This window comes from Myxococcus guangdongensis (genome assembly GCF_024198255.1).
GTDB lineage: Bacteria > Myxococcota > Myxococcia > Myxococcales > Myxococcaceae > Myxococcus > Myxococcus guangdongensis.
This window is the reverse complement of record NZ_JAJVKW010000003.1, coordinates 33986-45957: the sequence shown is the minus strand read 5'-3', so window position 1 is coordinate 45957 and position 11972 is coordinate 33986. Positions and strand designations below refer to the sequence as shown.

Genomic DNA, 11972 nt, shown 5'->3' with positions numbered 1-11972 from the left:
CTCAGGGATACGTCACGCTGAACGTCACCGGTCCCTTCAGGTCCTTCAAGCCTTCCGGAGAATGGCAGCCCCGCTCCACATCCGCCGTCATGTACGTGGTGGTCCGCACCGCGGTGGCGCCCTGGAACTTGCCCGACAGCACCTTCCCCGTCTGCGTCACCACCGTCGTCGCCTCCTGCACGGACACGTGTGACTGTCCCATCAACACCGTGGACGTCTCCGCCGTGTTCCACTTCACCACCTGCCGGCCCGCCCCCGCGCGCGACAGGTCCGCGCACGACAGCCCGCGCACCAGGCTCGGCGTCTCCGAGCCCAGCGTCGCCGACGTCACCGCCGAGCCCAGCACCGTCACGCAGCCGCTCACGCTCGCCAGGAACGACACCTCGCTGTCACCGGGCTCCCCCTTGAGCCCCGTGCCGTACTTCGCCTCGCCCAACCCGAGCGGGCACGTGATGAGCACCTTCTCCAAGGGACGCTCCAGCGCCATCCCGCTCCCACCCGTGCCCTCCATCAGCGGCCCCGTCCCCTGTCGCCCCTCACCACCACAGGCCAGCACTCCGAGCAGCAACACCCCGCACCCTGACGTCCCACGCATGCGCATCCCCCTGGTTCAAGTCACGGTGCGGATGAGCTCGAGCGTCGCCGGCCCGCTCAACCAGATGAGCCCGCCCGGCGCGTCGCAGCCCTTCTCGATGTCCGAGTTCAGGTACGTCACCGTCAGGATGGCCATCGACTCCGTGAAGGCCCCCGACTCCACCGTGCCCGTCAGCGTGAAGACCGTCAGCGGCCCCTGCGTCAGCTCCCGCGACTGACTGAACACCAACGTGGACGTCTCGCCCGTGTTCCACCGCACCACCTGACGCACCGTCCGGGGCGTCATCAAATCCGCGCACGAGTAGCCGGTGAGCAGGCTCGACTCGAGCGGCAGGCTGGCGGACTTCACCCCGGAGGACGGAATCGTCACGCAGTTGCTCAACGTGGTGACGCCCGCCACCGTCACGTCCTTCGTCCCCTCCGTCAGCCCCGGCAGGTACGACGCCTGGCTCACCCCCACCGGGCACGTGACGACGACGGACCCCAGCTCGCTCCTCGCGCTCGGCTCGGCGACGGCGGCCACCGGCTCCCGGGACGCCCCACGCTCCTCCTCCTCACTCCCCGCCGACACATCGAAGGTCGACGTGAGGGCGAGCGCGGAGAGAAGCACCATCCCCGCCGCCAACAGACTTCTGCGCATGGCCACTCCCGACTTCGCGTTGCTCCCCCCAGATAGGAAGCCCGCCCCGGCAAGCCCATCCGACCCGGCGCACAAGCGACGCTGACGGACGCTCACACCCCCCCACGGACGTGGCCCGGTGTGCGCCACCCGCCACCCCGACTGTCCACCAGCCACCCTCGCCCGAAACTTTCCCGGCGACCCCCTCCACGACCAACCCGGGCGCATCGGCGCGTATAGCGGCGGGGGCCATTCCACGCGGCTTTTCCCTGACCTCTCCGGTCAGCGGGAGCGCGCGCAAAGACAGCCATGAAACTCACCACCGCACTCTCCGTTGGAGTCCTGTCCACGTTCGTCTGGAGCGCGCCCGCGCTCGCGGAGACGTCCATCGTGGACCTCATCTCCCCGTCGCGCTGCACGCTCAGCGGCGGCCGGCTCACCCGCTGCGCCATTCCCACGCAGACGCTGAACGCCACGGCGTTCACCAGCGCCGTGCCGCTGCGCACCACCGTGCGGCGCGTGCTCACCGGCAACTGCTCCACCCAGTACCCGCTGGAAGTCACGCTCACGCCGCCGGGCAACCCCGGCACCCGCTACACCTTCCTGGGCACCCCGGAGCTGGTCCTGAGGGATTTGGACCGAGAGCTCATCGCCTCGCTGGAGCTGAAGGACTCCTCGCCGTGGACGAACGCGGCGGCCTTCAACGAGACGTGCCGCGTGTCGCTCAACGTCACCTGGAACGAGGTGGACGTGGACTCCACCGCCCAGGCACAGGCCATCCTCCAGGGCCTGCAAGGCACGCTCGCCACGAAGGTGGCGCAGCGCGAGCACCTGGCCAGCCTCGTCGAATACAGCGCCGCCTTCGACTACATGAAGGCGCTGTCCAACAGCTTCCTCGTGGACCTCAACAACGAGACGGCGCACGCGCTGCACGTCCAGTCGTTGGAGGCCGGCCCCATCATCTTCCAGGCGGCCATGGGCTGCGGCGGCGTGCTCACCGCCGAGGAGAGCATCACCCTCACCAACTTCTACTTCGTGCTCGGCTCGCTGGGAGACCCCACGAAGTACCACCACCCGGACGGCTCGCCCAAGACGCTCGAGGAGCTCATCGGCCCCGCGGCGCTGCCCGTCATCCAGAAGCTCTCCCTGCTCTCCGCGGCCGGCGCCAAGGAGCAGTACCAGGCCCAGTACCTGGTCGCCGCCCAGGAGGCCGCCGCCGCGCAGGCCCAGGTCGACCTGGCCACCACGCAGCTCGCCCCCTGGCTCAATCCCTGACCTTTCGACTCCCGGGACTCCCATCATGAAGACGCTCATCCAGGGCCTGTGCGCCCTGTTGTTCCTCGGCGCCGCCGCGTGCGGTGCCCCGTCCTCCATCGACGACTCGGACTCGAGCGCGTCGCTCGACACCACCGAGCAGCAGGCCCGCTGCGAGACGTGTCCGGGCGGAGGCGGCGGAGGCGGTGGGGAGGACCCGCCGCCGCCCATCATCGTGCACGGCTATGAAATCGACCTGCCGCTGTTCAAGCCGGCGCTGCTGCCCGCGGGCTGGTGCTACGTCGACATCGGCGGAGGTGGACACATCTGGCCGTGCAACGGCGCGGGCACGGCCACCATGGACTGGCGCGGCGGCAACGCCGTGTTCCACGCGAGCCGTGACAGCTGGTACGACGACTCGACCTTCTACTTCAGCCGGCTCGTGACGAAGCTGCCCCAGACGGATGGCTTCGTGCCCATCGCGCAGGCGCTCGGCTACTACACCCACCCGGAGAACGTGCCCGGCCTGGTGCGCGGCTCCGTGGAGCTCATCGTCCCCAACCAGTGGCCCCTGCCCGGTCCGCTCACCAGCGAAATCATCATCGCCGTCCAGGTGAAGGAGAACGGCGTCTGGGTGGACAAGGCGACCAGCCGCAATTCCATCACCAACCTGCGGCAGATGCATGAGGTCCAGGCGCTGGTGCAGCACAACCAGGAGGTGAGGTTCGAGGTGCGCGCCAAGGGCCGCGCGGACCACGAGCTCCAATACATCCTGTGGAAGGTCCGCATGTTCGGCGCCCAGTGCTACCCGGACTTCGCCAACGGCGGCGCCTGCCTCTAGTCCGTCTCCCACCTCTTTTCCGAACACCGGAGTCACACCATGTCGAGAAGACCCGCGAGGACTCGCGTCCTCGGTTCGCTGCTGCTTTGCCTGGGGGCCGCCGGCTGCGGCACCGACGCGAGCACTCCGCCCGCCGCCGAGCCCCAGCCCCCCTCCGCTCAGGAGCAATCCCTGTCGAACAGCGACGTCTGCGCCCAGGTCTTCTTCTGGGGCAGGGACCGCAAGCTGTGCAAGCCCCTGGGCACCAGCATCGACACCCTCCTGTCCGAGTTCCGCCCCCTGCAGGAGGGCATGTGCAACCAGGAGCAGAACGCCGAGCTGCGGCAGCAGTGCCACAACAAGTCGCCCTACGTCTTCGTCCCGAAGGGCAACCCCGCCGCGCCGCTCCAGTGGATCTCCGACGTGGAGAGTGTGCAGGCCTACTTCCGGCTCTCGCTGGGCGCCTCCATGACCATCTACGAGGAGAGCTTGTGGAAGATGGACCAGCTCGCCGCGGAGATGACCGGCCCGTCCGAGGCGGAGCTCAAGCGGCTGCGGACGCGCGTCACCGAGCGCCGGGGACAGCTGGGTGAGAAGCTGAGGGCGCGCGCGACCGCCGAGCAGGGCACCGCCAAGGCGGACCTGGCCGAGCAGCGTGAGCTGCTCTCCGCCTACGAGGCCACCTTCAACGCCTATCAATCCGCCGTGCAGGCGCTGGCGCCCGCCATCACCGACGTCTACGAGGACTTCGTCACCTACCGCGGCACCGAGGCGGGCGTCTTCGCGCAGCTCGAGGACATCGCCCAGCGCGCCTCCACCTCGACCATCGCCCAGATGGGTCCCCTGCAGATGGAGCTGGTGACGCTCGCCCGCACCGAGAGCCAGCGGCCCCAGGAGCTCTGGATGGAGTCGCGCCGGCTGGGCAACGCGCTGTCGCAACTCCAGACGCTGCACCACGCGCGGCTGGAGCACTACGCGGACTTCGTCACCCGGCACGCCATCCCCCGGGTGAACCTCACGGAGCGCTCCGGCACCATCCTCAACAACATCGCCGGCTACTCGGACGCGCGCTACGCCCGCGTCGCGGACGTGGTGAAGAAGCTGCTCCAGGGTCTGACGGCGCGACAGACGGCGCTCGTGGCGGCCCAGGCGGACCTGGCCACGCGCCAGACGATGGCCAACGCGGCCACGCTGAAGGCCTCCCAGGAGTTCCTCGCCAGCGCCAACGCGCGCACCACCGCGCTGTGGCAGCTGCCGCCGCGCAGCCAGACGCTCAACCTGTTCTTCCTCGCCGGCAAGCACGTGGACTTCGAGAGCATCCTCCAGCTCGAGCCGCTGTGCCTGCACGTGGGCCCCAACGCCACGGGCTGGATGGAGTCGGGCTGCATCGCGCTGCGCCGCCAGTTCACCAGCGCGCGCAACTACATCAACACGACGCTGCCCAACATGGTGCGGCTCAACGTCACCCAGATGCGCCGCGCCGGTGTCACCGAGGCGCTCCTGGTGGACGTGGAGACCCATCTCAACAACGGCAACCTGCGCCAGGCCGTGCTCTCGCACGACGTCGCGCTGCGCGCCTCGGACATGTGAGGACCCCACCCATGAGACATTTCCTGTCACGGGCCCTGGCCCTGCTCGTCGCGTCCGCGGCCCTGGTGCCCGACCACGCGGACGCCAACTACCGCAGCTACGCCATCGCCTGGAAGTCCACGTCCTTCCGCAGCCAGGGGAGCTGCCAGGTCACGACCGGGCTGGCGCAGGAGGGCCAGGCGAACTTCTCCATCAACGCCGTCCCCCTGCCCACGTACACGGAGCCGAACCGCTACGTCGTCTACGGCAACGGCGACGACTCCAACATCTTCGCGGCGCGATTCAACGCCACGCTGCTGCGCTGGGGCGCCAACCACTTCTACTTCGGCGCCGCCGTCACCGGCTCCACCCAGACGTGTGTCATCGCGGATGACTTCGTCACGCTGGAGACGAACGGCCTGTCGGCCCGCCCCCTCTTCATGGTCAAGCGCCGGGGCACCCACTTCGAGGGTGAGTCCTCGGTGACGCTCGACCTGAAGGAGATCAACCCCGGGCTGTCGGCGAACCTGGAGCGGCTCGAGCAGGCGCTGCAGGACCGCAAGGCCCAGCTGCTCACCCTCGGCGGCGACCTCCTGGCCGCGCAACAGGAGCTGGACCGGCTCGCCGAGCTGAAGGGCGAAATCGACGAGCTGTCCAAGCGCCCCCTCGACTCCATCACCGAGGCGGACCTCAACGACATCCTCTCGCGCTACACCGACATCGACCCGCGCGTGCGGAGCGCGCTCCAGCAGCTGCTCCGGGACTTGAAGAAGGACCTGGAGGCGCTGCGCACGGAGCTGACGCGCATCATGGACGAGTTCCGCGGGCAGATGGGCGGACTGGATGACTGGCTCGCGGGCACGCCTCCGCCGAGCGGCCCGGACCTGGGCGACTCCGGCACCTACCAGCCGGGCAAGGACGCCGAGGACATCCCCGACGTGGAGCTGCCGGACCTCAACGTGCCCGACGACTTCGACCCGGACAACGACCCGTACCTCGCCTATGCGCAGCAGGTGCTCCAGCAACTGGAGACGACGCGGCAGGGCGGCGTGGTGGTCAACCGCTCGGGCTTCATGACCATCACCCGCTCCTGGCGGCAGAACCAGGACATCTTCGAGAAGGCCCTCCAGGCCCGTGGCTCGGCGGTGTCCCAGGAGGAGGTGGGCGCGTTCATCAACGCCCGCACCCTGGTGCTGAACACGGTGCGGCAGCACATGGACGAGGAGGGATGGTTCCTCGACACGCCGGTGCGCCCGTCGACGAAGGCGCTCATCGAGTACCTGCGCGGGCGCACGAACACCCGCAATCAGGCGGACGGGCTGCAGGCCAACCTCAACCTCTGGCAGGGCGACGCGCCCACCGCGCAGCAGGGCGCCATCCTGGACACGCTCGACGGTCTGCGCGGCGGCTGGCAGGCGGTGGAGAACGGCGCGGCGGCCGAGGACCCCAACCTCATCACGCAGCTGTTCGGCATCGGCGAGGAGGCCCAGGTCATCATCAAGGAGGTGGCGTTCTTCGGCGCGGCGCTGACGCCGGTCGGCGACTTCATCGACCTGTGCGAGGTCATCACCGGCTGGGAGCACTGCATCCCGGGCGGCAAGATGCTCGAGCCGCACGAGCGCATGTTCTCCGCGCTGGGCGTGGTCGTCGGCAGCGGCATGTTCTGGCGCGGGGTCGGAGACGCCGTGGGCCCGCTGGGCCGGGCGGTGGCGGACCAGTGCGAGGCGCTCATCCGGAGCTGGGGCGACATCCCGGAGAAGCTGCTGCGCGAGCAGATGGTGCAGCGGCTGGGGCCCGAGGCCATCGGCAGCGTGGTGGGTCTGTCCGGCAAGGAGGTGCGCCGCATCCTCGACGCCCTGGGGGACTCGGCGGTCAAGACGCTCGCCAAGCACCTCAAGAAGGATGGGCTGCGCGCCGTGGAGGAGCTGTCCATGCTCAGCCTCCCCGCGCTCAAGCGCCAGTACGCCCTGACGCATGGTCAGGCGGTCAAGGCGCTGGGCACCATGCCCGGCAAGACGGTGGCGGAGCTCAAGACGCGGCTCCAGCAGCTGAACTTCACCGAGCTGGCGCCGGCGGGCTCCGGCAACTGGGTCCACGTGGACGGCTCCGTTGTCCGCATCTCCGGGGGGACGCCCAGCCGGGCCCCCTACTTCCGACGTGAAATCGCGGACCCGGCGGGCAACATCAACCGGGACGCCATCGTGGCCAAGGTGACGGGCGCCAAGAAGTTCGACGAGGACGGGTATCCCATCGACGAGGACGTCTTCAGCCCGCCCGAGTGGACGGACAGCGCCGGCGCCATGAACCAGATGCGCAACTGGTTCGCCGCGAAGATGAACGTGCGACCCGATGAGGTGATGGGCAAGTTCCCCGATGCCTTCAACGAGCTCAACAATGTCTGGGTGAAGCAGACGCACTTCGACCTGCTGCCGTAGTGCGATGATGAATCCCCGGGCCGTCCGTGACACACCACGGGTGGCCCGGGGCCTTCGTGTCTCTTGTATCGGGAGTCCGCCGAATGACGCAGGTCCTCCGCTCCGACAATGGCCCGCGCTGGATGCAGCGCTCCCGTCTGGGCACGCCCGCGCCCGGCCGCGTCGAGTTCCAGCAGGTCGCCTTCTCTTCCGACGGCGAGCTGCTGGTGGCGCTGGAGCACAAAGGCGGCGAGCGGCTGCGCTGGTGGCGCTGGCGGGATGAGCATCCGCTGGGCGAGGTCACCGTCTCCCAGGGCGTGGCGGCGCAGGTGCTGCCCTCGCTCGGCGGCATCGCGGTGACGGACGCGCACTTCCAGGTCGGGCTGTACTCGCTGGAGGACGGTCGGCATCTGCGGCGGGGCCGCGTACCGGACTACGAGGTGCGCGGCCTGGAGGTGAGCCCCGACGGCACCCGGCTCGCGATGCACGACCTCACCGGCAGCGTGCTGTTGTGGGACACGCGGACCTGGGCCTCGCTCGGTCAGCTCCAGGGTCCCCAGCAGGAGGTCACCCGGCTCGCGTTCTCACCGGACGGGCAGCGATTGGCCGCGGCCTGCCTGCGAGGCCACGTCGTCGTCTGGGACGTGGCGAGCGGCAAGCCCATCCTGGTGCACGTGGAGGCCGACGAGCAGTTCGTCTCGGTCGCCTTCCACCCCGCGGGCACGGAGCTGGTCGCCACGACGACCGGCCCGCGCATCCAGCGCTTCCGCCTGCGCGACGGCGGCCTCGCCGGGACGCTGCAGGGCCCGGTGGCGGGCTCGAGCCAGGCGGCCTTCAGCCCCGACGGCGGGCTGCTCTGCGTCACCCGGTACGGCTTCAGCGTGCTCGACGCGCGGACGAGCGCGCGCGTGTTCCGCCACGAGGTGGACAACGACTTCTACGCCGCCAACGCGGCCTTCAGCCCGGACGGCACCGTCATCGCCTGGGGCGAGGACGACGGCACCGTGAGCCTGTGGGGCCTTCCCTCCGAGCCACGCTGAGCGGCGGCGCTCACTTCCACGGATTGGAGAAGCGCGGGTCCGTGGTGAAGTCGGTGTCCGTGAGGCTCTTCAAGAAGGCGATGAGGTCCTGCTTCTCCTCGTCGGACAACTCGAAGGGCCGCACCAGCGGGTCCTTGTTCGGGTTGTTGCGGCCGTCTCCCGCCAGCGGCCCCTCCGTCACGTTGCGGCCACCCGACGTGTAGTGGTCGATGACGGCCTCCAGCGTGGGGATGCTGCCGTCGTGCATGTACGGCGCCGTCAGCTCCACGTTGCGCAGCTGCGGCACGCGGAAGCGGCCGTGGTCCAGCGCGTCGTGGGTGAACTCGAACAGGCCCGGGTTGTCCGGCGGGTACGCGCCCTTGCCGTCCAAATCGTACAGGCCCGTGTTGAAGAACTGCGCCACCTGGGGCTTGGTGTCCTTGGCGCGGAACGAGTTCGAGAGGTGCCGGCCGCTGTGGCAGTGGTAGCACTCCGCCCGCTCCCCGAAGAACAGCTCCATGCCCCGCCGCGCCGAGCGCGACAGCGCCGCGTTGTCGCCCTGCAGGTAGCGGTCATACGGCGAGCTGCCCGACAGCAACGTGCGCTGGAAGGACGCCAGCGCCTTCACGAGGGAGCCCTGGCTCACCGGCTCCTGGGCGTCCGGGAACGCCGCGCGGAACAGCTCCGGGTACCTCGCGTCACCGCGCAGCCGCTCGAGCGCCTCCTCCAGCTTGGGCGTCAGCCCCAGCTCCGTGGGGAACTCGTTGAACAGCGGCACCAGCGCCTGCGACTCCAGCGTCTCCAACAGCGGGTTGGCCCAGGTGTACGTGCTCAGGTACGCCACGTTGGCCAGCCCCGGCGAGTTGCGCGCGACGTGGTCCCCCGTGGAGCCCGTGGGCGTCGCCTTGCCGTCGGAGAAGGCCCGCGCCTGCTCGTGGCAGCTCGCGCAGGCCATGGTGCCGTTGCCCGACAGCCGCGCGTCGTAGAAGAGGTGGCGTCCCAGCTCCACCTTCTCCGCGGACATGGGGTTGTCCTCGGGCACGAAGGGCTCGGGGAAGCCCACGGGCAGGCTCCACGCGTAAGGAGGCGGCGCCGGACGTCCCGGCGCGTCGCCACCACAGCCGGCGGCCGACACCAGGGCCACCACGACGCTCAGCTTCCCCGCACGCGAAGACATCACCCGCTCCTTCCCTCAGCGCACCTTGAAGAACGTCTTCGGCAGCGCCTTGGGGGTGCCATCCGCGTTCAGGCCGAACTGCGACAACAGCGGCGGGCACTCCGGGTCCGTGGGGCCCGACATGCAGCCGGGCATCATGTCCGAGCCCGTCGGCGTGCGATTCACGTCCAGCTCCGACAGCAGGCCCGCGACGTCCAGCACCACCTGGTTCGTCTCCGGGTCGAAGCCGTCCAGCGCGATGGTGGCCTGGTTGGCCGCGCCGCACGTGTAGCCGTCCGCGTTGGAGCCCTGACAGCCGGACGCGCCCAGGTGGAAGTAGTAGGTCGCGTTCTGCTGCGAGCGGATGTCCAGCTTCACGAACTTGTAGCCGCCCTGCCAGCTCCACCACATGTCGCGCACGTCCAGGGGCGCGGCCTCCGCCTCGACGTCCAGGTGGTTCCTGTCCGGGGGCAGGCCCACCTTGAACTCCAGGCCCGTGTAGTCGTCGTGCGCGGGCGCCGTGCCCGTCACCTCGCGGTGCGTCCCGGGGCTGCCCGTGCGGCAGGTGCCGGTGCCGTCCTCGAAGTCCAACAGCGCGATGGCGTCACGCTGCCACTCGCCGTCCTGCGCGAGCTTCAGCGCGTGGCGCTCGCCGTTGGCGCGGATGAGGGTGACGTCGCGCACGTACATGCGGAAGTCCAACAGCTCGATGACGCCGCGCGACGTGCCGATGTCCGTGAAGCTGGTGGCGCACGTCAGCGCCTCCTGACGGACCTGCGGGCTGAAGCGCACCGCGTACGTCTTGGACTCGACGTCATCGTCTCCGCCACAGCCCTGGGCGGCGAGCAGCAGGGCGGGCAGCAGGGCTCGCGACAGGGGCTTCCAGACGGCGTTCATCGAGGTGACCTCCAGGACGGTGACTCCAGCGATGAGGCATGGGTACCAGCAAGGGGACACCCGCCGGCTGTGGCATGTTGTCGCGGCGGGAATGTCCGCCGTCAGGCGGAAGTCCCCGGGTCGCTAACGCCGCCGGAATCCGGACATATCGCCATCCCCCCGCCAGCGGCGCCCTCGGGTCCCCCCCGTCATCCCGGCGCACACGTCCGCCCGCCTGGTCAGGAACCAGGGGCAGCCGACTCACCGGGGAGGGGGACCCGGGCTTCGGAGACTTGGGGGAAGTCCCTCGCGAAGACCTGGGCGCACTGACGGGGGAGGGTTCGACTCGTGCGTCTGGGGGAGACGCGCGGGGTGCTTCGTCGGGAAGAAAGAGGACACCCGGGGATGGGCCTCACGCTTCCGCGCGGCGCGGGGAGCCGCGAATCATTGGCATTCCGCCAGGAAGCCTACTGGCAGGTGCCGCAGTCCGCCTTGCAGCTGTCCGGCGTCACGCCCGTGCCGCACTTCTCGGAGACCTGGCAGACGCCGTCGCCGCAGCGGTAGATGTCCTGGGGACGGATGCGCGTGACGAGCGGCTTGTACTCGACGCCGTTGTACGTGCAGCGCGAGTAGTGGGTGCGCGTCGCGTCCAGCTGGCAGTGGTCCAGGCAGGAGCCCACGTGCTGGATGGTGGGCGCGCACGCCGCGTCGCCGCTCCACGACGACAGGCCGCAGGTGCGCACCGTGCTCTGGTCATAGGCCAGGTAGTTGGCGTCGTTCGCCGCGAACAGGCCCTCGCCGTTGAACAGGTTGCCGAAGAAGCACGCCTCCTTCTGGCTGTACGTCTGCACCTCCTCCGTCGTGGTGGGGATGCTCACGTTCGTCGCGCCGCGCCCCTGCACGGAGATGTTCACGTGCACACCGAACTTGTTCGCGTGCGCCGCCAGACACGAGGACACCACCTGCTGCTCCGCCAACGACGCGGGCTGGTTCGTGGTGGACCAGGTCGGCGCCAGGCCCAGTGAGCCGGGCCACGAGTACGTCGTTCCGTTATGGGTGTACGTCAGGGTTTGAGAGGATGACAAAGCGCAGCGCGCCACGTAGCGCATGAGCTGGGCGCTCGCGGCCGGGTTCGAGCTGAACCATGTATTGAACAACCCGTTCGTCGACAGCCCGTTGGTGGAGAGCCCGTTCGTCGACAACCCATTCGTCGACAGGCCGTTCGTCGACAAGCCATTGGTGGAGAGCCCGTTCGTCGACAACCCATTCGTCGACACCAGGCCGTCTTCATGGGTGGCCACCGACTCGCTCGGGTCGACGGCACCCACGCCCTCGGGGCCACAGCCGACGGCGAGCAGCGCGGGCAGGGCCCACGCGCGGATGAGACACGACGAGAAACGACGAGACTGGGAACGGATGAAGGACAAGCGCATGGGACAGGCTCCGCGTTGGGGGTCACCGCGGTGTCTCGCGGCTAGGTCAACGGGTAGTGCTTGTCGCCAAGGGTGACAGGTGTCCTCTCGTCCAATTCCTGGGAGGAAGTCTTTCGTCAGACAGCGTCAGCGTGAGACGGCTGACGCTTCAGCCGTGTATCGCCTCACGGTGGACGATGATTCACCGCCCGTGTCACACCGCGAGCCGTCGGTGAAAC

At 69.3% G+C, this 11972-nt stretch carries 10 protein-coding genes; 5 read left to right on the top strand and 5 right to left on the bottom strand.

What is annotated here, in order from left to right:
• Position 1 precedes the first annotated feature (1 nt).
• Together LXT21_RS09560 and LXT21_RS09555 are read right to left on the bottom strand one after the other, a co-directional pair.
• Positions 2-595 (bottom strand): hypothetical protein, encoded by a 594-nt coding sequence (locus LXT21_RS09560; protein ID WP_254037811.1) that lies wholly within the window; start codon positions 593-595, stop codon positions 2-4.
• 15 nt (positions 596-610) lie between these two features.
• On the bottom strand, positions 611-1234 hold the full coding sequence (locus LXT21_RS09555; protein WP_254037810.1) for a hypothetical protein: 624 nt from the start codon (positions 1232-1234) through the stop codon (positions 611-613).
• Positions 1235-1522: 288 nt separating this feature from the next.
• Between LXT21_RS09555 and LXT21_RS09550 the strand changes: the two genes are divergently transcribed.
• The 5 genes from LXT21_RS09550 (at position 1523) to LXT21_RS09530 (ending at position 8310) form a co-directional block, all read left to right on the top strand.
• Positions 1523-2488 carry a hypothetical protein gene (locus LXT21_RS09550; RefSeq protein WP_254037809.1) on the top strand — a complete coding sequence of 322 codons (966 nt, stop codon included), beginning with the start codon at positions 1523-1525 and terminating at the stop codon, positions 2486-2488.
• Between the two features lie 25 nt (positions 2489-2513).
• Positions 2514-3308, top strand: a complete 795-nt coding sequence (locus tag LXT21_RS09545; protein WP_254037808.1) for a hypothetical protein — start codon at positions 2514-2516, stop codon at positions 3306-3308.
• Positions 3309-3347: 39 nt separating this feature from the next.
• Entirely contained in the window at positions 3348-4877 is a 1530-nt protein-coding gene (locus LXT21_RS09540) for a hypothetical protein (RefSeq protein ID WP_254037807.1), read from the top strand.
• 11 nt (positions 4878-4888) lie between these two features.
• Positions 4889-7291: a hypothetical protein gene (locus LXT21_RS09535; RefSeq protein WP_254037806.1), complete on the top strand. Its 2403-nt coding sequence runs from the start codon at positions 4889-4891 to the stop codon at positions 7289-7291.
• Positions 7292-7374: 83 nt separating this feature from the next.
• On the top strand, positions 7375-8310 hold the full coding sequence (locus tag LXT21_RS09530; RefSeq protein WP_254037805.1) for a WD40 repeat domain-containing protein: 936 nt from the start codon (positions 7375-7377) through the stop codon (positions 8308-8310).
• A 10-nt stretch (positions 8311-8320) separates the two neighbouring features.
• On the opposite strand, the gene LXT21_RS09525 is transcribed toward LXT21_RS09530, so the two are convergent.
• From LXT21_RS09525 to LXT21_RS09515, 3 genes are all read right to left on the bottom strand, one after another.
• Positions 8321-9466, bottom strand: a complete 1146-nt coding sequence (locus tag LXT21_RS09525) for a methanobactin export MATE transporter MbnM (protein WP_254037804.1) — start codon at positions 9464-9466, stop codon at positions 8321-8323.
• 15 nt (positions 9467-9481) lie between these two features.
• Positions 9482-10342 (bottom strand): MbnP family copper-binding protein, encoded by an 861-nt coding sequence (locus LXT21_RS09520; RefSeq protein WP_254037803.1) that lies wholly within the window; start codon positions 10340-10342, stop codon positions 9482-9484.
• Positions 10343-10788: 446 nt separating this feature from the next.
• Positions 10789-11754, bottom strand: coding sequence for a hypothetical protein (locus tag LXT21_RS09515; RefSeq protein ID WP_254037802.1), 966 nt, complete (start codon positions 11752-11754; stop codon positions 10789-10791).
• Positions 11755-11972 lie beyond the last annotated feature (218 nt).

Bases quoted from the DNA above. Each gene is read 5' to 3' on its own strand.
- LXT21_RS09535 (WP_254037806.1), top strand. From the start codon at position 4,889: ATGAGACATTTCCTGTCACGGGCCCTGGCCCTGCTCGTCGCGTCCGCG.
- LXT21_RS09530 (WP_254037805.1), top strand. From the start codon at position 7,375: ATGACGCAGGTCCTCCGCTCCGACAATGGCCCGCGCTGGATGCAGCGC.
- LXT21_RS09545 (WP_254037808.1), top strand. From the start codon at position 2,514: ATGAAGACGCTCATCCAGGGCCTGTGCGCCCTGTTGTTCCTCGGCGCC.
- LXT21_RS09550 (WP_254037809.1), top strand. From the start codon at position 1,523: ATGAAACTCACCACCGCACTCTCCGTTGGAGTCCTGTCCACGTTCGTC.
- LXT21_RS09555 (WP_254037810.1), bottom strand. From the start codon at position 1,234: ATGCGCAGAAGTCTGTTGGCGGCGGGGATGGTGCTTCTCTCCGCGCTC.
- LXT21_RS09560 (WP_254037811.1), bottom strand. From the start codon at position 595: ATGCGTGGGACGTCAGGGTGCGGGGTGTTGCTGCTCGGAGTGCTGGCC.
- LXT21_RS09540 (WP_254037807.1), top strand. From the start codon at position 3,348: ATGTCGAGAAGACCCGCGAGGACTCGCGTCCTCGGTTCGCTGCTGCTT.
- LXT21_RS09515 (WP_254037802.1), bottom strand. From the start codon at position 11,754: ATGCGCTTGTCCTTCATCCGTTCCCAGTCTCGTCGTTTCTCGTCGTGT.
- LXT21_RS09520 (WP_254037803.1), bottom strand. From the start codon at position 10,342: ATGAACGCCGTCTGGAAGCCCCTGTCGCGAGCCCTGCTGCCCGCCCTG.
- LXT21_RS09525 (WP_254037804.1), bottom strand. From the start codon at position 9,466: ATGTCTTCGCGTGCGGGGAAGCTGAGCGTCGTGGTGGCCCTGGTGTCG.